This window comes from Acidimicrobiales bacterium (assembly GCA_025455885.1).
In the GTDB taxonomy this organism is placed as follows: domain Bacteria; phylum Actinomycetota; class Acidimicrobiia; order Acidimicrobiales; family Acidimicrobilacustridaceae; genus Rhabdothermincola_A.
Genome location: JALOLR010000002.1, coordinates 136,549 through 161,515 on the forward strand (window position 1 = coordinate 136,549; position 24,967 = coordinate 161,515).

Below are 24,967 nucleotides of genomic sequence, written 5' to 3' on the forward strand. Positions count from 1 at the left end.
CGCGGCCGGCGATCCCGAGGATCAGGACAGTCGGAGGGTCAGAGGGTCTCGTAGAGGATGTTCGAGATCACGGCCTCGTCGGTGAAGACCCCGCCGATGTCGGTCTCGAAGTCGGCGAGCTCGCCGGCGTCGTTGACCATCAGGGCGTAGGCGACGGTCCGACCGCTCCTGGTCTCGATGTAGCCCGCCAGGTTCTGTGCGACGAGCACCGGCGGTCCGTCGTCGGCACCGGGGCCCACGGTGGTGCCGGTCTTGGCGAAGACCTTGCCGGCGGCCGGGAGGTCGGTGCCGGTGGTGGCCAGGGAGCCGTTCACCCCGAGGACGGGCAGGGCGTCCTTGAACACCTCGGCGTTCGGGGTACCGGCCATCGCCACGAGGAGGCTGACGATCGCCTCGGGCGTCGCTCTGCTGTCGGGTGAGCCGCTGCCGTTGGTGGGGAAGTCGAACTGGGCGCCGTCGATCCCGAACTCCTCGGTGAGGAACGTGCGCTCGGCGGCGAGTGCCCCGTCGACGGTCCGCTCGCCCTCGGTGAGGCCGAAGAGGCTCAGTGACAGGTTGGCCCCGAGGTTGAGGCTGACCTTCAGGACGAGCTGGGCGTTCTGGGCGTAGGGAGCCGACTCGAAGGCGGCGACCCGGGTGTCGGCGGCCGAGGGCGACGCCGGCGGGAGGGCGGCCGGGTCGTTGGGGGCGATGGACGGAGCGGTGACCGTGACCCCGGCGCGTCGGAGGGCGTCGATGAAGGCGATGCGGGCGAACGTGTCGGGGTCCTCGACCCGGAACGTCTGCACGAACTCCGGGTCGCCGGAGAGAGGGGCCGCGTAGTCGGTGGCGATGCTCCCCTCCACGGTGCCGGAGCAGCCGGCCTGCCCGAGGCACTCGATCAGGCGGAGCGCGCCCTGCTCGGTGATGTCGTCCTCGGTGCCGCCGAGGGCGACGTCGCTCTCGGTGCCCGGTGCGGCGGTGACGACCTGGCCCTCGACCGTGAAGGCCTCGGTTCGGGGGCGGTACTGCACGTCGGCCGGCTGTCCGGTCTCGGTGGGGGTGACCCGCACGTCCACCTGGTTGTCGTTCACGATCATCGGCGTGATCAACAGCTTGCCGTTGGGCACGCGGTACGGCTCGAAGTACCGGGCGTCGACCACCACGTCACCCGACACGGTGTCGATGCCGGCCGCCTTGACCTGGGCGGCGAGCTGGTCGAGGCCGAAGAGCGGGTCCTGAGGGGTGAGCTGGGAGCCACCGAGGTTGTTGGCGTCGTTGTGGTCGAGGTTGGTGAACTCGACCGTGTCGGCGTCGATGCGCCGGCCCCCGAAGGTGAGGTCGCCTCCGGCCACCAGGACCAGGTCACCGCCGAGCGTGCCGGCGACGACCTCGCCCTCCCGGTGCACGGTGGTGGTCTGGCGGGCGTCGGGGCCGAGGGCGGTGAGCGCCGAGCCCACCGAGAAGAGCTTGCGGGTGGAGCCGGTGAAGGCCATCTCCTCGGCGTTGAGCGAGTAGAGGGTCTCGCCGGTCTCGACGTCGCGGGCCAGCAACAGCCAGGTCGCGTCGGCGTAGCGGGGCTTGCCCATCACGTCGAGGATCTCCTGCGGCAGCTCGGCCCCCCCGACCGTGCTGTCCGGGCTCGACGCCTCGTCGCTCGTGCACGCCGCGGCGGCGAGGGCCAGCGCGGCGACGACCGCGAGGAACCATCGACCGGTGCCTCCCGGCCGTCGTGCGGACGGTGCGGTGCGCGGGCGTGCGGCGGTGAGCATCGCCGCACGGTAGTCAGGCCGGACAGGATCGCCCGACGCGGCGGAGAGCGGCTGCTACGTTCGCCGTGCACCCAGGAGGCGGCCCGGGGGTCGGTGACCGCGTGGGTCGGAGGGGGACTCGTGAGCGACGCACCCGGTGGGCCGGACTGGTACCAGGCCAGCGACGGGAAGTGGTACCCCTCGCAGCCGGCGCAGGCTCCCTACGGCGGCGCACCGGCGACCCCGCCGCCGCCGGGCGGGGTCCAGCCGTCGGGCGGCTACCAGGCACCCGCCGCGAACCCGTACGGGCAGCCGCCCACCGGCCAGATGCCGACGCAGGCCCCGTCGAACGGGATGGCGACGACGGCGATGGTGCTCGGCATCGTCGCCCTGGTCACCTTCTGGTTCTGCGGCCTGGGCTCCCTGTTGGGCGTCATCGCCATCGTCCTGGGCGCCCTCGGCATGTCCGCCGCGAAGAAGTTGCCCGGCGAACCGCTGATCGGCCGTGCCAAGGCCGGTCTCATCATGGGCATCGTGTCGGTCGTGCTGAGCGTCATCTTCCTGATCGGATGGTTGGTGCTGATCAACGTGGGCAGCGACAACGACCTGGAGATCAACAGCGACCCGTCGAACGGGATCTGTGACGAGTCGCGGTTCCTGCAGGACCCCGACTGCTGAGGGCCCCGGGCCGGTCCGTGGCCCGTTCAGTAGAGCTCGGGCACGAAGGTCTGGGTGTCCATCGGCGGGCGGACCCGCTTGCCCGTGGACTTCGGACGCACCGGCAGCTCCGGCGGCGGCGGCGTCAGGTCGTCGTAGGGGATCTGGGAGAGCAGGTGGCTGATGCAGTTCAGCCGGGCGTTGCGCTTGATCTCGCCGTCGACCACGAACCAGGGGCTGAGCTTGGTGTCGGTGTAGGCGAACATCTCGTCCTTGGCCCAGGAGTAGTCCTCCCACCGGCTGCGTGACTCGAGGTCCATCGGCGAGAGCTTCCAGTGCTTGGTCGGGTCCTTGAGGCGGGCCTTGAACCGGTGCTCCTGCTCCTTGTCGCTGATGGAGAACCAGTACTTGATGAGGATGATTCCCGAGCGCTGGAGCATCCGCTCGAACTGGGGGCAGGAGCGCATGAACTCCTCCACCTCCTCCTCGGTGGCGAACCCCATCACCCGTTCGACACCGGCGCGGTTGTACCAGGAGCGGTCGAACAGGACGACCTCCCCGGCGGCCGGGAGGTGCTCGACGTAGCGCTGGAAGTACCACTGGGTGCGCTCGCGGTCGCTCGGAATGCCGAGGGCCACCACCCTGATGACCCGTCCGCTCGTGCGCTCGGTGATGCGGGTGATGACCCCGCCCTTCCCGGCGGCGTCGCGCCCTTCGAAGATCACCACGACCCGGAGGCCCTGGGCCTTCACCCACTCCTGGAGCTTCACGAGCTCGATCTGGAGCCGGACCAGCTCGGCCTCGTACACCTCGCTGCGCAGCGCGCCGGAGCTGGTGTAGGCCTCCGGGCCGAACCGCTTCTCGCTCACCTTCGTCTCCGAGCGGCCGTGGTGCGTGCCCCCGTCGTCGTCATCGGACTTCGTCATCGCATCGACGGTAGCAATGCGACCCCGGTCGTCCGTCGATCTGCGCCGAAGCGACGAGTCGACGGGCGGCCCCGGCGGCCCCGACCGCTCAACGCTCGTCGGGGGTGAGCCACCGGTCGACGCCGGGATCCTCCCAGGCCACCAGGCGGTCGAGGAGCGCGTCGGCGTCGCGCTCGATCATCACCAGGGAGCGGTGCTCGGGGCGCAGCAGTCCCGCTTCCGAGGCCCCGTCGAGGAAGTCGAGGAGCGGCGCGAAGTACCCGGCCACATCGAGCACGCCGCAGGGCTTGGCGTGGACGCCGAGCTGGGTCCAGGTGAGCGCCTCGAAGAACTCGTCGAGCGTGCCGAAGCCACCGGGCAGCATCACGAAGGCATCGGCGGCGTCGGCCATGGAGGCCTTACGGCCGTGCATGGTCTCGACGACCTCGAGCTCGGTGAGACCGGGGTGGGCCACCTCGAGCTCGGCCAGGGCCCGGGTGATGACCCCGTGCACCCGGCCGCCGTTGGCCATGGCGGCGTCGGCCAGCACCCCCATGAGGCCGACCTGCCCGCCGCCGTACACGAGCCCGAGGTCGCGCCGGGCGAGCGTCTCGCCGAGCGCCACCGCCGCCTCGGCGAAGGCCGGGTCGGCACCGTGGGCGGAACCGCAGAACACGGCGATCGATCGGAGGGAGGTGTTCGTCGGGGGCACGCAGGCCTTTCGGGGTCGGGACCGGGCCGAACGAGCGTAGAGCGGTCGACCGGGGTCGCCGGCCGGCCCGGGCGCGACCGGCAGGGGTCGGCTCTGGTAGAGAGGGCGGCGTGTCCGTCCGTTACGACGGTGCGGCCCGACCCGCTGCCGACGACCCCCGGAGGGGCATGACCGCCGACCACCACGAACGCCGCCTCTGGTTCGCCCAGAGCTGCGCCGAGCTGCACCGGCGCTTCGCCGACGTCACCGACGGTGAGCCGGCTGACTACATCCCCGAGCTGGCCCGGGTCGATCCCGACCGGTTCGCCATCGCGGCCATGACGGTGCGGGGCGAGGGCGTGGAGGTGGGCGACGCCGACGACCTGTTCACGATCCAGTCGAGCTCGAAGCTCGTGGTGCACGGCCTGGCGCTCGACGCCCACGGGCGCGACGCCGTCCTGCGCCGGGTGGGCGTGGCCCCGACCGGCGACCCGTTCAACGCCATCGAGCTCGACGAGGTGGGCAACCGGGCCCCGAACCCGATGGTGAACGCCGGGGCCATCGCCGTCACCGACATGGTGCCCGGGACCGGGCTCGACGCCCGCCTCGCCGCGGTGCTCGACACGTTCGAGGCGTGGCTCGGCCGGCGGCCGGTCGTCGACGAGGCGGTCTGGGCGTCGGAGCGGGCGACGGGGAACCGCAACCGGGCTCTCGCCTACCTCATGCTCAGCCGGGGCATCATCAGCGACCGGGTGGAGGAGACCCTCGACCTGTACTTCGCCCAGTGCTCGATCCTCGTCACCGTCGGCGACCTCGCCGTGATCGGCGCGACGCTGGCCAACGCCGGCGTGAATCCGCTCACCGGGCAGCGGGCCGTGGGGCGCACGTTCGCCCGCGACCTGCTGACCGTGGCGCTGACGTGCGGCATGTACGACTACGCCGGCGAGTGGGCCTACACGGTGGGCATCCCGGCCAAGAGCGGGGTCGGCGGGGGGATCGTGGGGTCGCTGCCCGACGTCGGCGGGATCGCCGTGTTCTCCCCGCGCCTCGACCGTCACGGGAACAGCGTCCGAGGCATCAAGGTGTTCGAGGAGCTCTCCGAGCGGTTCGACATGCACCTCTTCGACCCCGATCGGCCGTGGCGACGCCGCACCGACGACGGCTGAGCGGCACGCCGGCGCAGACACGCCCGCCCGGCCCCGGGGCGAGCCGGGAGCCACCCCTGGCTCCACGTCGCCCCGGGGCGTCGGGGGTCAGTCGCGTCGCTGGGCGGCGCGCTGCTCGGCCTCGGACACGTCGGCCTGGGCGCGGGCCTTCTCGGCGGCGGCCTCCTTCTCGGCGACCTCGCGCTCGCTGCGGGCCTTCTCCTGCTGGGCCTCGCCCTCGTCGGCCATGGCGTCGTTGCCGGTGACGTTGCCGGCGACCTCCTTGGCCTTGCCCTTCACGTCCTCGACGATGCCGGACAGCCCTGCGGCCGGGCCGCTCTCGTGATCACCCATCGGTGTGCTCCTTCGGTTCGGGGTGTGGAACAGCTCTCCCCTACCCACGCGCCGCGGAATCCGTGCAACCGGTCCGGTGCCAGGACGCGGGCATCGCGCTTCCCGTGGCATCCCGCCGTCTGCGAGAGTTGCCCATGCTCTTCGCCGAATCCCCCGTCGTCCCCTCCCGGAGAGCGCGACGGCTCGCCGGTCTCGCCGCGGCCCTGCTCGTGGCGGCGGGCTGCGGGGCCGACTCGGGACAGGCGGCGGAAGGCGATCCGCCGGAGTCACCGGGGGCGCGACTGGCGGGCCGCTACGCCCACTACGACGTGGTCGCGTACCAGAGCACGGACATGAAGACACTCATCATCAGCTACGGGTTCACCGACCTCGCCGAGCAGGACGGCCAGCTGGTGGCCACCGACTCGTTCTGCAGCTCGGAGCACCGCAGCGACCAGCCGATCAGCGTCGAGCTCTCCGACACCGCGACGCAGGCCATCATCCCGATCCCCACCCCGGTGACGCTCACCGTCACCGACGGCCGGGCGCGGATCTCGCGCCCGGAGACCCCGACGGGCATCGGCGTGGACCTCGTGAACCCGGCTGACGATCCCCTGCCCACCGACCCCTCCGATCCGCGCATCGCCGACGACGACGGCGACGGAAAGCCGGGGGTGACGGCCACCGTGCGCGTCTCGGAGGACCTGAGCGGCGAGATCTACCTGGCCCGCCGGGAGATCTTCGCCTACGTCGTGGACGAGCAGGCCGACGGCTCGCTCACGGGCACGGTGGACGATCGCTCCGAGCAGCTCGTCATCGCCGCCACCGACGACATCTTCCTCACCCAGGCCGAGTGGATCCAGTACGAGGACCGCTCGAAGAGCCCGATCATCCTGATCCCCGTCGAGGGCGACTGGGACTGCGAGCGCCTGATGGCCGAGCGGCCCCGCCTCTTCCCGCCGACCCCCGAGGTCGACTGGTAGCGACGGGGCGACCCCTCGCCCATCCGGGTCCGTCGGCCCGTCGGGCACGGTGGATCGGCAGCCAGAAATCACAGTAATTGTCTGGAATTCTAGCTGTGTTTCGTACGCCTGTTCGGTAGACTGGTGGTATGGCCGAAAAGGGCGACAGCGACACCGAGACGGGCGTGGAGGCGGATGCGGAGGTGGGCACGGACCCGGGCGTGGGCCACGGGAGCGACGACGCGGTCGTGCGGTCGCTGCTGGAGGCCCGGGACCGGCTGGAGGCCCGGCTGTGCGAGGCGCTGGTCCGGTTCTTCTCGACCGGTGGCCACGACGTCGAGGGGTGGCGGTCACCGGTCGGGTGGCTGAAGGCCAACGGCGGGCTCACCGACCGCGAGGCGAAGCGGTTGGCGGTCCGGGCCCTGCGGCTGGGTCGCTGGCCCGAGCTGGCCGGGCTGTGGTTCACCGGTGGGGTGAGCGGGGCGCAGGTCGACACGGTGACGGCGCTGGTCCCCACGCACCTGGTCGACCTGTACGCCGACCACGACGCCGAGGTGTCGCCGTGCCTGGTGGGCCTCGACGCCGCCCGGACGAGGATCGCGGTGCGGGAATGGGTGCTGCGGGCGGAGTCGGTCCTGGCCCCCGATCCCGCCGCCACCGATGCCCCGGCGCCGGTGGATGCCAGGGTGCACCTGTCACGCACGATGGGCGGTCGAGGGATCCTCGACGGCGATCTCGATCCGCTCACCGCGGAGCTGCTGACGAGCGCGTTGCGCGTGCTCGAGCGGCCCGACGAGCCGGGTGGGTTCCGCACCGCCGCCGAGCGGCGCGGCGAGGCGCTGCGGGCCATGACTCGCTTCGTGCTCGACCACCACGACAGCCGCGGCCAGCGACCCGGACGGCAGCACCCCCACGTCGTGGCGGTGATGGATCTGCCCGATCTCTACGCGGCGATGCTGGCCGCGCTCGGGGTGCGCACCGCCGCCGACCTCGACCTGCTGCTCGCCGCCCGCCCCACGTCCCTCGTCGAGGAGGCGCTGCTGCGCCACGCGCTGGTCGCCTCGACGGGCGCCGCCACCGCCCCCGACGGCCACCGCCTCCCCCCGGCGGCGGTGCGCGAGCTCTTCGGCGACGGCACCACCATCGAGCGGCTCGTCACCGCCCGGGGCCGCGTGCTCGACCACGGTCGACGCATCCGCCTCGCCGACGGCGCCCTGCGCGATGCCCTCGTCGTCCGTGACCAGGGCTGCCGGTTCCCCGGCTGTGATGCCTCCGCCGAGTGGATCGACGCTCACCACCTCCGCCGCTGGACCGACGGCGGCCCGACGAGCCTGGCCAACCTGGTCGGGCTGTGCGGCTCCCACCACGGGGTCGTGCACCGCCAGGGATGGGCGCTCACCTGCGCCCGAGACGGCACCCTCACCTTCACCCGCCCCGACGGGATCTCCCTCACGTCCCCACCGCCACGGGCCCGATCGGCGCTGTGTCTCCCGCTCCGGCTCCCACCGCTCGACGAGCTCCTCCCCGAGCCGGTCGGCGCCGGGTCGCTCCCCGGCGACGACGACGGCCGGCCCCTGCACCGCACCGGGGTCCACCACGGCCACCGCTGGCACCTGCACCTCTCGTCCGAGCCCGCCGTGGACGAGGACGCCGCAGCCGCAGCCGCCCGACGTCGGTTCGCCGATCTCGCCCGCGCCGCCTGACGGCACCGGCGGGTCGCTGACCGGTCGACGGATACGCTCCGGCACAGCGACGCGGCGCGTGCCGCGTCGTCCCCCGCCCTCGTAGCTCAGGGGATAGAGCATCGGTTTCCTAAACCGTGTGCCCAGGTTCGAATCCTGGCGGGGGCACAGGATAATCCCAGGTCAGAGCATCACGAGACCTTGCCGGCTAAGTAACTAGGCCGCTTGTCCCATCAAGTGTCCCACTACTTCTGGGCTACGCTCCGAAGATGCCCACGAGACTCGCTCCCGGCATTCGAGAGAAGCGACCCGGCTACTTCGAGGTCCGCGTCTACGGGGGCGTCGATCCGAAGACCGGCAAGGGCCGTCAGGTCACCCGCACCATCCGAGGGTCGGTGAAGGAGGCCAACGAGCTCCGAGCCACCCTGCTCATCGAGGTTGCTCGCACAGGGGCACCTCATCCGCATGGACTCGCCGAGCTCTTCGATGCGGTCCTCGAGCACCTGGAGGCTCTCGGGCGGGAGCCCACGACACTCCACGGCTACCGACGGATGGCCGACCGCATCATCGAGGAGGTGGGCGACAAGCCGCTGCGCAAACTGCGGGCGTCCGACTGTGACCGGTTCTACGCCGCTCTTCTTCGAGGGGGCTCCTCCCCCGCCCGGGTGCGCCGCTACCACGCGTTGCTCCACCGCTCACTCGCTCAGGGCGTTCGGTGGGAGTGGGTGCCGGACAACGTCTCGGATCGTGCATCTCCCCCACCCGAGCCTCGTCGGCAGATGCAGCTCCAATCGATCGAAGCGGTGGCCCGACTCATCCAGGTGGCCGAAGAGAGCAAAGAGCCGGAGCTCGGCGTCGCCTTCCGTGTCCTCGCAGCGATGGGCGGACGGCGGGGCGAGGTGTGCGGACTGCGGTGGAGCGACATCGACTTCGACTCCGGCCTCTGCGCCATCCGGCGGGCCGTGAAGCAGGTCCCTGGCCAGCCGCTCGTGGTGGGCGACGCCAAGAACCACCAGCAGCGGATCGTGCAGCTCGACCGCACCACCCTCGAGAGACTCGACCGACACCATCGAGAGATGCTCGAACGGGCGCAGACCTGCGGCCATGACCTGGCCGAGGACGCCTACGTGCTGTCCGACTCTGCGGACGGCAGCGAGCCATGGAGGCCCTCCCGACTGACCCAGGCGCTGAGGCGGCTGCGCGATCGCGCCGGGTACACCGGTCGCCTGCACGACCTCCGCCACTGGCACGCCTCCCTGCTGCTCAACGCAGGAGAGGCTCCTGTGGTCGTCGCCGAACGACTCGGGCATCGTGATCCCTCCACCACCCACCGGTTCTACGCCCACGCCCTCCCACGAGCGGATGGCCGAGCGGCACAGCTGGTCGACGACGCGCTCCAGCCGCCCGAAAATGCGTGACCACACCTTGCCCGACGTTCCGGGCTCAACGCTGGTCGACCCAGCTCGTCGATGCCCGCAGCGGGGACCCTCGACCTGGTCTCGGGCCGTGATCTCGCAGCCCTTGCAGCGTGGCTGACGAAACGCACTCCGCAGTCGGCGGGATCAGGTCGACAGGCCGGTGATGGACCTGTCGGGCCAGAACGGGCGGTCTTCGATGCTCCCCGGCGAAGTCCAGGTCGCGACCCCCTCCACGTCATGGAGCACACCAGCGCCAAGCTCGACGAGTGCAGCCGGCGGGTGAAGAACGAGACCCTCGGGCATCGAGGACGCAAGGCCGACCTGCTCCATCGGTGCCGTCGTCTCTTGCTCGCCGTGCAGGACCGCCTCGACTCGCTCGGCGAAGCGAAACTCGCGGGGCCGTTGTGCGCTCGTGACCCGCCGGGACAAGGTCAGTGAATCAGCCGATCTCGCCGGAAAAGAAATCTGCGGAGCAGCAGCGCATCGACAAGCAGAAGAAACGAGGCAAGACCGAAGGCCGTCACAACATTCCAGGGCGATGGCAAACGCAGACCACCGAGATAGCCCGCGCCAAAGGCATAGACGACCACTAGAAATGCTGCCGAGAAAGCTCCTATCGAAGCTACCGCAAGAGTCTGCACGAATCCTCGCACGATCAAGCTCGACTTGGGCGGAGACCGCAGATTCGCGGACGCGCTTGCGGTCGTAGATCTTGCAACCCTAGCCATGAATTCGAAAGTTCCGATAGTAGCCATAGACGTCAGCCACCGTGAACAGAGACATCAACAGTTCATCGGGAACGGGGCCGGCAGCAACCTCTTCTAGAAGAACTGCAACTTCCACCATCATTATGGAGTCGAAGCCGAGATCACCTACCAATTGAGAACTACCTTCGACCGACCCCGGTCGAAGGTCGAAGAAGTCCTCAAACCCCCGACAGAAGTCCGCAAGCCCAACCGGTTCAGGCATCTCGCAGCAGGTTCTTGTCGCCATCCATAGCGAGGGCGCCAGGGCGCTTGCCCTCCACTGCTGCGAGCAAGCGTGATTCCTCCAATGTGGCACGGTGCCTGGCCCAACGCTCACGGGTAACCGAAACGGTGATCAGGTCGACGTAGGCGCCATTGACATACTCGTGCTCTGTCAGGCGACCCTCCTCTATCCAAACCTCCCCGAAAGCTGTCTCGAATCGGTTCGCTGAATTCTGGATAGTCGCCCCGTATAGCTTACGAAACGGAAAGACAAGGAACAGATAGTCGATAAAGATCACCATGGATTCAAGCGGCCATGCCACCCCGTGAAAATCCGGAAAGATGTACTGAGCGATGTACGCGTGCCCATTTCGGAAATCGGCCTGGTAGGCCGCAACTATCCCGATGACCTGACCACTGCCATTCCGCACGACAAGGAAGTTGCACAGCACACCCTGAGTGAGGGAGGCTAGCCACTGTTCGGGACTAGGCGTCGTGCCACGGTGTCGATACAGAGTCCCAATCCGTGGATCCAGTTCAGCAAGCCGGAGCGCTTCGTAATCCGAACCAGTGATTGGACGTAGGCTCACATACCTGCCGCGGTAGGGCAATGACTCCGGCTCGTTCCCACCTCGACCGGTTTGTGTCACTTGTCGCCCCTACATGGTCAGTCGTTTCAGAGAGCCGTCTCAGCCTCTGGAGAAATGGGCCCTGCCTCGGCCAACCTCAAGTGTGTCCGTCACCAAGCCCCAGAACAGACATTGCTCCACAGAACGGGCAACGACCCAAATGTGAGGTCACAACCGAACTTGTAGGCATTCCCGGCATTCGACACATGACCATAAGTGTGCATCTCGTACGCGGGCCCGAAGTTGCTGTAGAAGGCCCCCCACATGTCTGCCTTAACTTCCTGCCCATACGATGCGGTGTTCTTGTAGGCTTGATACTCGCAGTTGGTAATGGCCCAGCCCGGAAAGGCACTGTGATAGCAATACGAGTCGCCGTGCAGGACTTGATTACCTATCGCAGAGGCTGACTGCTGAAACTCCCAACCCAAGAATATCTCGGTAGCGGTCACTCCAAACTGTTCAAGAATGACGCTCTTGGAGAAGGCATTATGGACATGAATAGGATTGGCGTTGTGTGCTTCAGCACTGACGTAGCTGTTCGCCACGATGGCCGCCGGCGAAGCAATCGCTCCAATCACCGCCACCGAGCTTGCCAATCGCCCCGCTCGATTCATCCCTGTCCACCCCTTTCCGCCGGCACCTGCGCCCTGCCGCCATCAGGTGGCATTCGCTCCGTCTCTACTTGGTGCGGGGTGAGTGCATCGATCCCGCGGATAATCGCTGCGCAATTCTCGTCAAACTCCCATCGCACCGATGCCCCGGGTTCGCCCCCGTCGGGCACCATCGCGCTTACAGAAATCGGCTCGACTACGACACACTTGTCCCCGTCGCGCTTGGCCTGTCCAATCGCATCACCGATCTTGACCTCTCTCCCGTCGACGTATGCGACGGGGGGTGGTGGCTCTGCAGGGCCACCAGCGAGCACCGGAACGACACCCCCCACCGCTAGACCGACTACCAGCCCACAGATGATGAGGAGTAATGCACGTTTCGCGATCGACATGGGAGCTCCTGAAAAATTGGGTCCCGCATGAGAGGAATTACTTGAACGTCCCGCGCTACCAAGAAAGCGACGACGCTTAACTCCTTTCCTAGACTGACAGACCACCACTCCGAACGCAAGGAAAGCTTCAAAGCTGTTTCTAAGTGGATGCCGAGCCGTGGACCGGAACGATCGTCTGCGTGTCAGGGAACGGACCGAGGCAGCGGTGTCCGCCGTCGGGGACATCGGTCCTGGCCAACTTGGAGTCGCAGCAATCGGCAGATCGCGAACGGGGCCATCCGACCCGAGCCACGACCTGTGGCGGCGTCACGGCTCCGACGCAGGCTTGCGGCTACCGTCAACGAACGAGCGATCGGAGGGTGGGCTCGTGGACGTCGGGGCGCTTTTCGCAGGGCGGGTCAGGGCGGCGCCAGAGACCGTGGCGTTGACCGAGTCCGGTCGGGGGTCGTCGACGTACGCCCATCTCGCAGACCGGGTGCAGGCGGTCGCGCAGGTGCTCGGTTCCCGAACTGGCCCCACCGATGTGGTTTGGAGTCCGGCGACGCGCGGGGATCTTGTGATCCTCGTGCTCGGGGCGGTGATGGCCGGCCGGGCGGTGCATCTCGGGCGGGCCCGCCCCGGCACTGCGGCGCCAGTGGCGCTGGACGTCGGTCGGGGGGACGACGTGGTGGTGCTCGCCGACCAGGCGTGGCGCCAAGAGGTCAGTGGCTTCGCGATCGTGTTGGAGACATCGGGCACCACCGGTCACCCGAAGCAGGTGGTCCACACCGCACGCAGCCTCGGTCACGGCCTGTGGAATACGGCCGCTGTTGAAGACGAACTGCTCCGCCCATCAGAGGCGGCGCCGGGACCGCTGTCCGAGCGGCTCGCCCTGTTGGCTGAACGGTCCCCGCACGGACTGTCGTTCCTGACGGGCCTGGATGAACGCTCGATCGCAGGGCTCACCATGGTGTTCCGCGCCCTCCTCATGGGTGAGCGGCTCGTGATCCCGGCCAGCAGTTCGGCTCCAGACGTGAGCGCCGCTCTCGAACACGACGGCGCCACGAACCTCGGAGTCCCACCGCTCACGGCCCAGCGCCTGGTCCGGGAGTGGGCCCGAGCCGACCGGCCCCCGCCCGGGCTCCTGCATGTCGGTATCGGCGGCTCGGCGATCCTGCCCGCCCTGGCCGAGCAGCTCGAGCGAACGTTCCAGTGCCCGGTGACCTCGGGCTACGGGTCGACCGAGCTCGGGGGGGTGGCCATCATGAGCCGCCCTTGGGACCCGGCCGCTCAGCGCTGGACGACGATCGGGAGACCGCTCGCCGACGTCACTGTCGAGCTGACCGACACCGCCGACGGTGACCGGGAGCTTGTCGTCAACTCACCCGCGCACATGGAGGGGACGATCGGCGCCGACGGTGGATTCGCCCGTTGCGCGGGCGCTCACCGAACCGGGGACCTCGCCCGCATCGAACCCGACGGCACCGTGACCATCACCGGGCGCCTGGGCTACCTCATCCAACGCGGAGCCCAGAAAATCGATCCCGTTACCATCGAGCGAGTCCTCGAAACTCACCCCGACGTCCTCGTCGCCGCCGTCCTCGGTGTCCCCAGCAGGGTGCCCGGCGAAGAAGACATCATCGCCCTCGTGGTGCCTGCTCCGTCGGCCCACGTCGAGGATCTGAACAGCAGACTGCGCGCCCACTGCCGCGCCTCGCTTCCCGCCAGTTCGACACCTCGACGCATCGTGGTGGTCGCAGAGTTGCCCCTTGCGGCCGATTCGACACCTCAACGAGCTGCGCTACTGAGGGTCCACCAGGACCTGTCGGCGTCCTCAGGGGAGGGGCCGACTATGCTCGAAGCCGATCTGTTCGACACCCCTGCGCCGTCGAACTGAACGAATTGGGACCACGCGCCGCCGCCGGTTCGCAGGCTCGCTGCCAGCTCATCGGGGAGCGGATTATTCGCCGCACCGTGACCCTCACCCAGGGATCAGTCCCCCTTCAGATCCGAAGCGCCGACTTCCTCACACGGGCGATGACGTAGCCCAGTCGCGACGCGAGCCGACTCCGGGAGTGGGGTAAGGGAGAGACGGCTACGCGTCGGTGCCGTCCTGACCCTGGGAGACCCAGATGGCACTCGACGAATGGCCGGAGCTGCTCACCGTCACGGAGGCTGCTGAACTACTTCGGATCAGCCGAACGACCGCGTACGCGGAGGCGAAGCGCTACCTGAGCACCGGGGAAGGCCTGCCGGTGATCAGGGTGGGACGAAGCCTGCGCGCCCCACGTGAGCGGCTGCGCCGGCTCATCGAAGGCGCCCCGACCACGAGCAACCGCGGCGAGGCGGCGTGAAGCCGGTAGACGAGACACCGATCCTCGTCCTCACTGAGCCGGCACTCCAGGTCCGCCGTTCGCTGGAGCCGACGGCGTGGCTCGTGCTCGAGGAGCTCGTGCTCCGCTCCGACGCGCTACGCCCGCTTGCGCCTGTCAGGGTCGACGTCCGCTCACTCGCGACTGCGCTCGGCCGCTCGAAGGACGCCGTCGCCCGAGCCCTCCAGATCCTCATCGAGTCCGGTCTCGTCGAACGCCACTCGAGCAGGGACGAGCTGACCGGCCGGTTCGGTGCCGCCAGCTACCGGATCGACCTCCACTCCTCCGGGCTCCGCCGACCACAGCCATCGGACATCGCGGGCCCGACCTCCGTCGCCTCACGCGCCGCCAGACCAACCGCTCATGCCGCTCCCCTAACACCCCGCAACCGCCTCTTCGAACCATGACCCGCCACCGATCCAGCCTTCCCTCCACCTCGCCCTCCCCGGTCCCGGCCATCCCCACGAAAGCACCCCAGGAACCAGTCACGAACTTGCACTCACCAGAGTGCCACGGTCCCGGACCGGGACGGGATCACCGGATCCGGAACAACCAGCTACGGCAAGAGCAACTCGGCCGAGTGGCCCCGTGCCGAGCATCGGGAAGATCCATCTCCAGGGCGAGGGCTACTACCTCGCTGCGGTCGCCGAAGGTGTCGACGAGTACTACCGCGGCGTCGGTGAGGCACCTGGTCGCTGGGTCGGCAGCGCCGCTGACCAGCTCGGGCTCGACCGCGAAGTCACGGCCGACGACCTCCATGCCGTTTGGTCGGGCCTCGACCCGACCACCGGTGAACAGCTCGGCCGATTCGGTGGCCGACGAATCGCCGGCTTCGACCTCACCTTCCGGGCACCGAAGTCGGTGTCCTTGCTCGTCGGGCTCGCTGACGAACCGATCGCCACGCAGGTTCGCGAAGCCCACGAGGCAGCCGTCGACGCTGCTCTGGGCTACGTGGAGCGCGAGGCCGCCCGCTCACGGACCGGGTCGCAGGGCTCCCACCAGATCGAAGTCGAAGGGCTCGTCGCCGCGGCGTTTAGGCATCGCACGAGCCGGGCGGGGGACCCGCACCTTCACACGCACGTCCTGGTGGCCAACATGGCGCGATGCCCTGACGGGCGGTGGCGGACCCTGGATGGCCGGTTGTTGTACCTGCACGCCAAGACCGCCGGCTACCTCTACGAAGCTCACCTGCGCGCCGAACTCACCCAGCGGCTCGGGGTGGACTGGGAGGCGGTCCGCAACGGGATCGCCGATGTGGCCGGCATCCCCAAGACTGTGCTGCGGCACTTCTCGGATCGGCGCCGCCAGATCGAGGAGCACCTCAGCGAGACGGGGTTCCGGTCCGCTCGCGCCGCAGAGCTCGCCGCGCTCGAGACACGGCAAGCCAAGACCGCACCCGACCACGGCCAATCCATGAAGACCCTGTGGACCGAGAAGGCCCTGGACATTGGATGGGACCCACGTGACCTCGGATCGGTCCCGGACTTGGTCCCGAGATCGGTCCCGGAACCGGTCCCGACTTCGCTGTTCGCCCAGCTCCTGGCCCCGGAGGGCTTGACGACCAAGGCATCCACGTTCGACCGCCGCGACGTCCTGCGATCGCTCGCCGAACGGGCACCACGAGGAGCGACCGTGGCCAGCATCGAGACCTTGGCCGACCGATTCCTCACCCATCCCGAAGTCATCCGGCTCGGCAGGTCGTCCGAACCGACCCAATCAGAGGCGATCCGCCGAACGGACGGGACCATCATCCCGGCGCTCAACGGCCAGCGCTGGTCGACCGCAGAACTCATCGCCCTCGAGACCCACCTCGTCGAACGAGCATGCGCCCGCGCCTGCACCGGCGCGGGCGTCGTCCCCACCGACAAGGTGTCGAACGTCCTGCGCGGGCGCCCGACCCTGGGCGCCGAGCAGGCCGAGATGGTCGTGCGACTCTGCCGCAGCGGCAACGGCGTCGACGTCGTCACCGCCGCAGCCGGGACCGGCAAGACCTTCACGCTCGACGCCGCCCATCTCGCCTGGCACCACGCCGGCTACCGGGTCCTCGGCGCCGCTGTCGCCGGCATCGCCGCCCAAGAGCTTCAGAGCTCAGCCGGCATCCCCTCGACCACGCTCGCCAAGTTGCGGATCGAGCTCGACAACGGTGGTCAACATCTCGACCACCGCACCGTGCTCGTCATCGACGAAGCCGGCATGGCCGGAACACGAACTCTCGCCCCCATCCTCGACGCCGCGGACCGGGCCGGCGCCAAAGTCGTCCTCGTCGGTGACCCCCGACAACTCCCCGAGATCGACGCCGGTGGCGTGCTCGCCGGACTTGTCCGACGCCTCGACCCCATCCAGCTCGTCGAGAACCGCCGCCAACGCGACGACTGGGAACGCCACGCGCTCGGCGAGCTCCGCGACGGCGACACCACCCACGCCCTCGCCGCCTACGAGGACCACGACCGCATCGTGACCTGCCGAGCCGCCCCGATCCTCCGCCGGCGCCTCATCAGCGACTGGTGGGCCCTGTACGCCACCGGCGACACCACCGCGATGCTCGCCTACCGCCGAGCCGACGTCGACGAGCTCAACGGCCGCGCCCGAGCCGTCCTGGAGCGAGCCGGCCACCTCACCGGCCCCGAGCTCGTGGTCAACGAGCGACCGTTCCAGGCCGGGGATCAGATCGTCTGTCTCCGCAACGACCGCCGGCTCGGCGTCAACAACGGCACCCGCGCCTCGATCACCCACGTCGACCCTGACCGGCGAACCATCACCATCGCCACCCTCAAGCACCAGGTCACCCTGCCCGCCTACTACCTCGACGGCGGCCACATCGCCCACGGCTACGCCACCACCATCCACAAGGCCCAGGGCGCCACCGTCGACCACGCCCTCCTGCTCGGATCCGACGAGCTCACCCGCGAGAGCGGCTACGTCGCCCTCAGCCGCGGCCGCCACACCAACCGCATCTACATAACGGGCGAACCACCCCGCGGCGTCGACCTCAGCGACGGCCCACCTGAACCCGGACCCGATCCCACCAACGTCCTCCGGCGAGCCCTCCAACGCACCACCGCCAAAGACCTCGCCATCGACACCGGCCAACCCGAACCAGCACCTCCGACCAGAGCGGTCGAGCCGCCGTCAGTCGGATGGGACATCACCGACGACCTCTTCGGTTAGCACCGAAGCGAGAGCACGAGCCACGCAACCAGGCTGCGCTCAGCAAGAGCTCGCTCCCTCCGCTACACCGCCCCTGCGCAACCCTGTCTGAGTCAGTCCCGCCCTCGCCACGGCTGCGCAGCCTCCTCGTCGGAAACTGCCACCTCCTCGTAGAGCGCCGCCGCTTCCTGGTGCCGATGATCCGCCGCCCGCTCAAGAAGCTCCCATGGATCTTGGGGCTCGGGGTTGCGTGGACGTGACCAGAAAACCTCGCTACGCCCAGATCGGGATCGCCGGACCGCCCCAGGTAGATCGAGCAGCAGAGCCCCCGTGGCTCGAAGTGGATCCGACCCCAGGCCTTGAATGGCGAAAATCTTCATTCGCGCCTTGAGAATCGCCGCCAACTCACTGGGGTTGCGGAGCATTCGATAGTTGTTCGTGATCAGCCAGTCGAAGCCCTCCTGGCGAAGCGCGAGCATGAGTGCCCGATCGTCCAACTCGGAGAGCGCTGGATCAATACGCCGAACAGGAATCAGCTCGACATCAACCAGGAACTCCGCCAAAGACGCCAGGATCGGCTCGGGAAAGTTGACATCGAGAGCCATCCGAGTTGGGTTTGCGCCCGCCTCCACCGAGCTAGGCCGCCAGACGATGCTCGAGCTCGATCGCCTCTCTCAATGCCTCCGGGCTTTCGTCCGGGTAGAGCCGACGGATGTCTTCGAGCGTGAACCCTCGGTCGGCCAGCGCAACAACTGAGGACGTCGTGAGCCGTGAGTGCTCAAGGTGTGGCTCCCCGCTCACCTTGCCCGGGACGATCCTGAGATGAGGCATCGGGCGGCGGAGGTCAGGGCCCCACTCGTCGGCGCTGACATCGAACGGGCCGAGCACATCAAGGAGATCGGAGGCCAATGGCCCCTGCCCAGCGAGATCCCGGACCTGGTCCTTCTCCCGGATAATGACCTGTCCCGTTCGGTCTACGCAGAGAGGGCTCGCATGGCCACCCTCGCCGACAGACCAAAGATCTACTCCTTGGGCCTCGAGCTGTACGAGCGCTCTCCGCACCTGACTCATCGGACTCGCCGGCACACGGTCGGCATGCTTCGGATGGCGAAGCCAGTAGACGATCCGAAGGGACATCAGGTCGCCGTACGACCAGAGCTTTGGGCGCTCCTTGGACACCGATGGGGAAACAATTCCCTTACGAGCCCAGTCGTAGACGGTCGAGATGGGAACGCCGGCTAGCGAAGCAGCCCGGTTCGCCTCGTAACAGCCCTCGAAGATGCTGCTGACCCTGTCCACGGGCTGGACGGTAGCCGTCTGGCCCAGCCGGTTCCGAGCTTTCCGGTCGGATGTCCCGTGCCAGCCCGAGAGGTCGCCAGACGATGTGTCCCATCAGAGTGTCCCACTAGTGGGACGCCAACGGCCCGAGATCGGCTAACACCGCCCGACACTAGGTGGACGCACGCAAGGCTCTGAGCAGGGTAAACAGCCCATACGACGACACCGGGCAGCACCAGCCGAACGGACGAGGTCGCATTCCTAAACCGTGTGCCCAGGTTCGAATCCTGGCGGGGGCGCTGCGGATGCGGCTGGTCAGCCGACCGACGAGTCGGCCCAGTCGAGCAGCTGAGGGGCCAGCTCGGGCCAGCGGGCGAAGAGGCCGGCCTCCGGGTCCGCCTCGCGTGCCACCTGGCGGTCGATCCACGCCGTGTCCGGCCAGGGCGGCTCGACCAGGGTGGCGTTCGGCAACAACGCGGCGAGGGACTCACTCGTGGCGCGGGTGTGGTGCATGTCGCTCTCACCGCTGCGGAACACCAGGGTCGGGAGCGTGAAGGCCCGAGCCTCCTCGTCGGGCAGGCCGGGGATCAGGGCGTCGCCGCACGGGCAGTACGCCAGCATCCACCGGTCCATGGTGACGAGGAAGTCGGCCGGGTCGAGGTCGAGGAACCGCCGGCGGTTCCCCGGGTTGCGCTCGAGCACCTCCTGCCATTCGGGGAGCTCGACGACCGCCTCCATCCCTCCGTTCCAGGCCGCCCGGATCGACTCGCCGCAGTAGTGGACACCGAGGGACATGAGCCCGTAGGTGCCCCCGGAGACCCAGAGCATGGCGAGGCCCTTGGCGACGTCGGGGTTGCGCACCGCCGTGAGGAGCGAGACGCGGGCGCCCCCCGAGCCGCCCATGATGACGGCCGGACCGAGTTCGAGCTGGCGCAGCAGCTGGGCGAGCGTGTCGCCCTGCATGCTCGACTCGGTGTCACCCTCGAAGCAGACGCTCGACTCGCCGCAGTTCGGGCGGTCCCAGATCAGCGCCCGCTTCCCGGCCGCGGCCAGGGCCTCGGCCAGCTCGCGCACCCCCGGCGACTCCTTGGTGAAGCGGCCCCCCGGGGTGATGGTCCAGGTCTCCTCCCCGTCCCCGATGAGCTCGTACGCCACGTCCAACCCGTTGACCTCAGCGACTGTCATGTGACCGATGCTACAGTTGACGTCCATGTTAGAAAACCTCTTCGTCGTGGATGCCGACAGCCACTGGTCCGAGACCGCCGATCTGTTCACCAGCCGTGCGCCCGCCTCGGTGAAGGACCGGGTCCCCCACGTCGAGGTCATCGACGGTCAGCCGTCGTGGGTGTTCGACGGCCACCCCCTCGGCATCTACGCCGCCGGCGCGGTGATCGGCCGCGACGGCCACAAGCACAAGGCCATCGAGTCGCTGATGACCTGGGCCCCCGAGGACGCCCACGCCGGCGCCTCCGACCCCGCGGAGCGGATCAAGGTCCTCGACGAGTTCGGCATCGACGCCCAGGTCATCTTCCCGAGCACCATCGGCCTCGGCGGCCAGGACCTCGGCATGATCGAGGACGAGGCCCTGAAGCGGCTCACCATCGAGATCTACAACGACCGCATGGCCGAGATCCAGGCCGAGTCGGACAACCGCCTCCTCCCCATGCCGCTCATGCCCGCCTGGAACGTCGAAGCCTGCGCCTACGAGGCGGCCCGGGTCGCCGGCCTCGGCGCCCGCGGCGTGAACATGACCTCGGACCCCCACGACCTCGGCGCCCCCGACCTCGCCAACCCGGCCTGGGACCCGTTCTGGGAGGTGTGCGCCGACCTGCAGCTCCCGGTGCACTTCCACATCGGGGCCAGCGTGACCGGCATGACCTTCTACGGCCACTACCCCTGGCCGTCGCAGGCCGACGGCACCAAGCTCGCCATCGGCGGCACCCTGTTGTTCATCGGCAACGCCCGGGTGGTCACCAACCTCATCCTGTCCCGCGTGTTCGACCGGTTCCCCAAGCTCCAGGCCGTGTCGGTCGAGAGCGGCGTCGGCTGGATCCCGTTCATCCTCGAGACGCTCGACTACGAGATGGGCGAGAACGCCCCCGACGAGCTCGAGAAGTTCGAGAAGCCGCCGTCGGAGTACTTCCGCACGAACATGTACGCCACCTTCTGGTTCGAGAACAACCGCAACAAGCTCCCGGACCTCATCGACGCCGTCGGCGAGGACCGCATCCTGTTCGAGACCGACTTCCCGCACCCGACCTGCCTCTACCCCGACCCGCTGCAGAGCGTCGAGGCCAAGATGGGCACCCTGGAACCGTCCGTCCAGGCCAAGATCATGGGCGAGAACAGCCGCCGGCTCTACCGGCTCTGAGCCGACCCCGCCCATGAGAGCCATCGGCCACTGGATCGACGGGCACCCCCGGCCGGGCCGTTCCGGGCGGTCGGGACCGGTGTTCGACCCCGCCACCGGGGAACAGACCGGCGAGGTGGCCCTCGCCTCGGCCGCCGAGGTCGACGAGGCCGTGAAGGTCGCCGCGGCGGCGGCCGCCGACTGGGGCGCGGCGTCGCTCAAGACCCGCGCCACGGTCATGTTCCGCTACCGCGAGCTGCTCGACCGCCACCGCGACGAGCTGGCCGCCATCGTGACCAGCGAGCACGGCAAGGTGCTCGACGACGCCGCCAGCGAGCTCGCCCGGGGCATCGAGAACGTCGAGTTCGCGTGCGGCCTCCCCCACCTCCTCCAGGGCGCGCTCAGCACCGAGGTGGCCGGCGGGGTCGACGTACAGACGGTGCTCGAGCCGCTCGGGGTGGTGGCCGGGATCACCCCGTTCAACTTCCCGGCGATGGTGCCGCTGTGGATGGCCGCCAACGCCATCGCGGCCGGCAACTCCTTCGTCCTCAAGCCCTCCGAGAAGGACCCGTCGGCGGCGCTGCGCCTGGCCGAACTGGCCGGCGAGGCCGGTCTGCCCGACGGCGTGCTCACCGTGGTGCAGGGCGACGCCGAGGCCGTCGAGGCGATCCTCGCCCACCCCGACGTCGCGGCCGTCTCCTTCGTCGGCAGCACGCCCGTGGCCCGCCACGTCCACGAGACCGGCACCGCCCACGGCAAGCGGGTCCAGGCCCTCGGCGGCGCCAAGAACCACATGGTCGTCCTCCCCGACGCCGACCTCGACGCCGCCGCCGACGCGGCCGTCAGCGCCGGCTACGGATCGGCCGGGGAACGGTGCATGGCCATCTCCGTGGTCGTCGCGGTCGGCCCGATCGCCGACGCCCTCGTCGAGGCCATCGCCGCCCGCATCCCCGACATCGTCGTCGGGCCGGGCGACGAGCCCGGTTCGATGATGGGACCGCTCGTCACCGCCGCTCACCGGGACCGGGTGCGCGACTACGTCGTCAACGCCCCCGGGGAGGGCGCCCGGGTGGTCGTCGACGGGTCGACGCCACCGCGCCAACAGGGCTTCTTCCTGGGCTGCTCGCTCCTCGACGGGGTCGCGCCCGGCATGCGGGTCTACGACGACGAGATCTTCGGCCCGGTGCTCGGCGTGGTGCGGGCCGCGAACATCGACGAAGCCATCGCCCTCGTGAACGCCACCCCGTACGGCAACGGCGTCGCGCTGTTCACCTCCGACGGCGCGGCCGCTCGCCACTTCCAGCGCCGGGTCCACATCGGCATGGTCGGCATCAACGTCGCCATCCCCGTACCGGTCGCGTCCCACTCCTTCGGCGGGTGGAAGAGCTCGATCTTCGGCGACCACGCCATCTACGGCCCCGACGGCCTGCGCTTCTACACCCGACCGAAGGTCGTCACCTCGCGCTGGCCGACCCCCGGCACGAGCACCATCGACCTCGGGTTCCCCCGCAACGACTGAGGTCCGCCACCGGAGCGTCAGCCGGCGCCCGGCATGTCGTGGGTGAGCTCCACCCGGTCGTCGTAGAAGCTCAGCATCCCCCGGATGGCCTCGCTCTCGGGCAACGGGTCGTCGTAGCTCCACGCGACGTCGGCGACCGTCATCCCGTCGACCACCGCGCTCCAGTACGACGCCGTGCCCTTGTAGGGGCAGAACGAGGTGGTGGCGCTGCGAACCAGCACGTCGGTGCGCACCAGCTCGCGGGCGACGTAGAGGCGCGGCGGGAGCGCCGTCTCGTACACCCCCGTGGTCGACGTGGTGTCGACCAGGACCACGCCGCCCACCGCCACGCGCAGGTGCCGGGAGGTCCGGAGGCACTCGACGCGGTGGTAGGGGTTGCGGGCGTGCAGGAAGGTCTCCTCGTCCTCCTCGAACCAGGCGTCGGCCGCCTCCCACGCCACGGTCACGTGCCCGGGCGCCGCCGGCTCCTGTGTGGAGGCCAACCCGGTGACGTGGCCCTCGGGGAAGGCGTACACCGGAGGGCCACCGCCGCGGTGCACGAGGAGCACCTCCTCGCTGTCGACGACGGTGCGCCCGTCCACCACCGCCCGCACGCGGCGCGGCAGCGGCTCGACGTACACCGTCCCGTCCGGGATCGGGGGCACGAACCGCCCGGCCCGGTGGGCGCTGAGCGGGCCCCGACCCGACGAGAGGCTCACAGCGCCGTGCGGTGGTCGACCGTGCCGGCGTGGGTCATCGCCCGGACCATGGCGTCGACCGAGAACGAGGCGACCAGACGGCCGTCGAGGTCGTACACCCGGCACTCCGAACGGGTCATGCCGTCGCCGGCGAACGTGGACAGGTGGCGGTAGCGCATCCACCGGTCGGCGTGGACGTCGGCGTGCACGGACAACGCGATGGCGTTGATGGCGGTGGACACGGTGCGGTGGGCCTGGTGCTGGTTCACCTCGGCGTGGGGTCGCATGGCGGCGGCGATCGAGAGGTGCCCGGTGAACTGGGCGAGCAGACCGGCGTGGAGCGCCCGGTCGTCGGGGACTTCCCGGAACTTCACCCACGCGTCGATCTCGGGTGGTCCGACCGGCGCGTCGGGGGAGCCGTCGTAGGCGTCGTCGACGATGCGCAGCGCCCGACCGGTGACGGACATGTCGTAGGGAGGGCTCTCGTACGGGCCGGCGGCATCGGGTCCCGGATCCTCGTGGCGGATGAGGTCGGGGGCGGTCTCGTCGAGCAGCAGCGTCCCGGCCGCGCACGTGCGGCCCCCCTGGGTCACCCGCACCCCGACCGCGGTGAAGGTGCGGCCGTGGGTGATCTCGTCGAGCTCGAACTCCAGGGGGCGGCGGGCGTCGCCGGGGCGGGTGAACACCATGTGGGCCGACACCACCCGGCGGCCGCCGCTGTGCCGGGCGGCGGCGACCATCGCCTGGCCGAGCATCTGGCTGCCCTCGACGACCGGGCGGAACGCGTCGAAGCGGCCCGAGCCCAGCCAGCGCCGGTCCCCGTCGTGGTGCACGTCGAGGATCTCGACCAGGTCGACGGCGTCCCCCCAGTTCGGGAAGCCGAGGGTCACGACGCCCCGGGGGTCCTCGGTGTCCCAGTCGTCGACCAGCTCGACGCGCACCCGGTCGTGGTCGAACGACACGAGCCCGGCCAGCGCGACGGCTGCAGCCGACGGCTCGTCGACGCCCCACGCCACATCGCTGCCGTCGGTCCGGGGCGGCGCCTCCGCAGCCCACCCTCGTGCCGACTGACCGGCCTGGCCCGGGGCGATCGTGCCGGCCAGGCTCCACAGCCGGGCCTCGCCCTTGACCGGACAGCTCACCCGCCGACCCTCGTCGACGAGCAGGTCCGCCCGTACGTCCCCGGCCGGGAACCACAGCGTGGGCTCGACGCCGTCCTCCTCCACCCGCACGGTCGCCGTCGACTCGGCGACGAGGGTGTCCCCCCACCAGGCCCGGGCTCGCAGCGCCTGGTCGACGACGACGAGGCGGCGCGCTCCCTCGGCGGTCTCAGCGGGGGACGCAGGCTCCACAGCGCGGGGAACGTAGCACCCGCCACGCGACGCCTGACGGAGCGCCTGTCGACGGTCGCCGTCTGCCGGCGGGGCGCAGGCCGCCCGTTCATCCACTGTGGGCGATGACGGACCTCACCGGAGATGGTGGAGTCGGCATCTCGCCCGGGGACCGACTCCGCGCAACCGCT

General features: G+C 69.5%; 24 protein-coding genes and 1 tRNA gene. 14 read left to right on the forward strand and 11 right to left on the reverse strand.

Annotated features, from left to right (window positions below; translation table 11 throughout):
• Nucleotides 1–38: 38 nt before the first annotated feature.
• The gene (gene dacB, locus MUE36_02245) at nt 39–1,751 is read right to left on the reverse strand and encodes a D-alanyl-D-alanine carboxypeptidase/D-alanyl-D-alanine-endopeptidase (protein ID MCU0309749.1); all 1,713 of its coding nucleotides are present in this window, start codon (nt 1,749–1,751) and stop codon (nt 39–41) included.
• Between the two features lie 120 nt (nt 1,752–1,871).
• Here dacB and MUE36_02250 point away from each other — a divergent pair, with 120 nt between their 5' ends.
• Entirely contained in the window at nt 1,872–2,408 is a 537-nt protein-coding gene (locus MUE36_02250) for a DUF4190 domain-containing protein (protein MCU0309750.1), read from the forward strand.
• A gap of 26 nt (nt 2,409–2,434) precedes the next feature.
• Here MUE36_02250 and ppk2 read toward each other — a convergent pair whose 3' ends face one another.
• Both ppk2 and MUE36_02260 read right to left on the reverse strand, forming a co-directional pair.
• Nucleotides 2,435–3,313: a polyphosphate kinase 2 gene (gene ppk2 / locus MUE36_02255; GenBank protein MCU0309751.1), complete on the reverse strand. Its 879-nt coding sequence runs from the start codon at nt 3,311–3,313 to the stop codon at nt 2,435–2,437.
• Between the two features lie 88 nt (nt 3,314–3,401).
• Nucleotides 3,402–3,968 carry a TIGR00730 family Rossman fold protein gene (locus MUE36_02260; GenBank protein MCU0309752.1) on the reverse strand — a complete coding sequence of 189 codons (567 nt, stop codon included), beginning with the start codon at nt 3,966–3,968 and terminating at the stop codon, nt 3,402–3,404.
• A gap of 146 nt (nt 3,969–4,114) precedes the next feature.
• Here MUE36_02260 and glsA point away from each other — a divergent pair, with 146 nt between their 5' ends.
• The gene (gene glsA, locus MUE36_02265; GenBank protein ID MCU0309753.1) at nt 4,115–5,149 is read left to right on the forward strand and encodes a glutaminase A; all 1,035 of its coding nucleotides are present in this window, start codon (nt 4,115–4,117) and stop codon (nt 5,147–5,149) included.
• Nucleotides 5,150–5,236: 87 nt separating this feature from the next.
• Here the strand turns inward: glsA and MUE36_02270 are convergent, their stop codons facing one another.
• Nucleotides 5,237–5,482 carry a CsbD family protein gene (locus MUE36_02270; protein MCU0309754.1) on the reverse strand — a complete coding sequence of 82 codons (246 nt, stop codon included), beginning with the start codon at nt 5,480–5,482 and terminating at the stop codon, nt 5,237–5,239.
• A 134-nt stretch (nt 5,483–5,616) separates the two neighbouring features.
• On the opposite strand from MUE36_02270, the gene MUE36_02275 reads away from it, so the two are divergent.
• From MUE36_02275 to MUE36_02300, 6 genes are all read left to right on the forward strand, one after another.
• Entirely contained in the window at nt 5,617–6,444 is an 828-nt protein-coding gene (locus MUE36_02275; protein ID MCU0309755.1) for a hypothetical protein, read from the forward strand.
• A 128-nt stretch (nt 6,445–6,572) separates the two neighbouring features.
• Nucleotides 6,573–8,126: an HNH endonuclease gene (locus MUE36_02280; protein ID MCU0309756.1), complete on the forward strand. Its 1,554-nt coding sequence runs from the start codon at nt 6,573–6,575 to the stop codon at nt 8,124–8,126.
• A gap of 75 nt (nt 8,127–8,201) precedes the next feature.
• Nucleotides 8,202–8,273 (forward strand) — tRNA-Arg (locus MUE36_02285).
• Between the two features lie 101 nt (nt 8,274–8,374).
• On the forward strand, nt 8,375–9,523 hold the full coding sequence (locus tag MUE36_02290) for a site-specific integrase (GenBank protein ID MCU0309757.1): 1,149 nt from the start codon (nt 8,375–8,377) through the stop codon (nt 9,521–9,523).
• Nucleotides 9,524–9,760: 237 nt separating this feature from the next.
• Entirely contained in the window at nt 9,761–9,961 is a 201-nt protein-coding gene (locus tag MUE36_02295; GenBank protein ID MCU0309758.1) for a hypothetical protein, read from the forward strand.
• Complete coding sequence (locus MUE36_02300; GenBank protein MCU0309759.1) at nt 9,958–10,116, forward strand: hypothetical protein; 159 nt, start codon at nt 9,958–9,960, stop codon at nt 10,114–10,116. The genes MUE36_02295 and MUE36_02300 overlap by 4 nt, the downstream gene beginning before the upstream one ends.
• A gap of 368 nt (nt 10,117–10,484) precedes the next feature.
• On the opposite strand, the gene MUE36_02305 is transcribed toward MUE36_02300, so the two are convergent.
• Together MUE36_02305 and MUE36_02310 are read right to left on the reverse strand one after the other, a co-directional pair.
• Nucleotides 10,485–10,943 carry a GNAT family N-acetyltransferase gene (locus MUE36_02305; GenBank protein ID MCU0309760.1) on the reverse strand — a complete coding sequence of 153 codons (459 nt, stop codon included), beginning with the start codon at nt 10,941–10,943 and terminating at the stop codon, nt 10,485–10,487.
• Between the two features lie 287 nt (nt 10,944–11,230).
• Complete coding sequence (locus MUE36_02310; protein MCU0309761.1) at nt 11,231–11,734, reverse strand: hypothetical protein; 504 nt, start codon at nt 11,732–11,734, stop codon at nt 11,231–11,233.
• Nucleotides 11,735–12,490: 756 nt separating this feature from the next.
• Here MUE36_02310 and MUE36_02315 point away from each other — a divergent pair.
• From MUE36_02315 to MUE36_02330, 4 genes are all read left to right on the forward strand, one after another.
• Nucleotides 12,491–13,999: a fatty acid--CoA ligase family protein gene (locus MUE36_02315; protein MCU0309762.1), complete on the forward strand. Its 1,509-nt coding sequence runs from the start codon at nt 12,491–12,493 to the stop codon at nt 13,997–13,999.
• 235 nt (nt 14,000–14,234) lie between these two features.
• Entirely contained in the window at nt 14,235–14,456 is a 222-nt protein-coding gene (locus tag MUE36_02320; GenBank protein MCU0309763.1) for a helix-turn-helix domain-containing protein, read from the forward strand.
• The gene (locus tag MUE36_02325) at nt 14,453–14,881 is read left to right on the forward strand and encodes a hypothetical protein (protein MCU0309764.1); all 429 of its coding nucleotides are present in this window, start codon (nt 14,453–14,455) and stop codon (nt 14,879–14,881) included. The genes MUE36_02320 and MUE36_02325 overlap by 4 nt, the downstream gene beginning before the upstream one ends.
• A 181-nt stretch (nt 14,882–15,062) precedes the next feature.
• The gene (locus MUE36_02330; protein ID MCU0309765.1) at nt 15,063–17,642 is read left to right on the forward strand and encodes a relaxase domain-containing protein; all 2,580 of its coding nucleotides are present in this window, start codon (nt 15,063–15,065) and stop codon (nt 17,640–17,642) included.
• A 92-nt stretch (nt 17,643–17,734) separates the two neighbouring features.
• On the opposite strand, the gene MUE36_02335 is transcribed toward MUE36_02330, so the two are convergent.
• The 3 genes from MUE36_02335 to MUE36_02345 form a co-directional block, all read right to left on the reverse strand.
• Nucleotides 17,735–18,226: a hypothetical protein gene (locus MUE36_02335; protein ID MCU0309766.1), complete on the reverse strand. Its 492-nt coding sequence runs from the start codon at nt 18,224–18,226 to the stop codon at nt 17,735–17,737.
• Between the two features lie 31 nt (nt 18,227–18,257).
• A complete protein-coding gene (locus tag MUE36_02340; protein MCU0309767.1) occupies nt 18,258–18,920 on the reverse strand; it encodes a DUF433 domain-containing protein in 663 nt (220 codons plus the stop codon).
• 294 nt (nt 18,921–19,214) lie between these two features.
• Nucleotides 19,215–20,084: a hypothetical protein gene (locus MUE36_02345; GenBank protein ID MCU0309768.1), complete on the reverse strand. Its 870-nt coding sequence runs from the start codon at nt 20,082–20,084 to the stop codon at nt 19,215–19,217.
• 25 nt (nt 20,085–20,109) lie between these two features.
• On the opposite strand from MUE36_02345, the gene MUE36_02350 reads away from it, so the two are divergent.
• Together MUE36_02350 and MUE36_02355 are read left to right on the forward strand one after the other, a co-directional pair.
• Nucleotides 20,110–21,270 carry an amidohydrolase gene (locus MUE36_02350; protein MCU0309769.1) on the forward strand — a complete coding sequence of 387 codons (1,161 nt, stop codon included), beginning with the start codon at nt 20,110–20,112 and terminating at the stop codon, nt 21,268–21,270.
• 13 nt (nt 21,271–21,283) lie between these two features.
• Complete coding sequence (locus MUE36_02355; GenBank protein MCU0309770.1) at nt 21,284–22,768, forward strand: CoA-acylating methylmalonate-semialdehyde dehydrogenase; 1,485 nt, start codon at nt 21,284–21,286, stop codon at nt 22,766–22,768.
• A 17-nt stretch (nt 22,769–22,785) separates the two neighbouring features.
• On the opposite strand, the gene MUE36_02360 is transcribed toward MUE36_02355, so the two are convergent.
• Nucleotides 22,786–23,466, reverse strand: a complete 681-nt coding sequence (locus MUE36_02360; protein MCU0309771.1) for a DUF427 domain-containing protein — start codon at nt 23,464–23,466, stop codon at nt 22,786–22,788.
• Nucleotides 23,463–24,797, reverse strand: a complete 1,335-nt coding sequence (locus tag MUE36_02365; GenBank protein ID MCU0309772.1) for a thioesterase family protein — start codon at nt 24,795–24,797, stop codon at nt 23,463–23,465. Before MUE36_02365 ends, MUE36_02360 begins: the two co-directional genes overlap by 4 nt.
• Nucleotides 24,798–24,967: the final 170 nt, after the last annotated feature.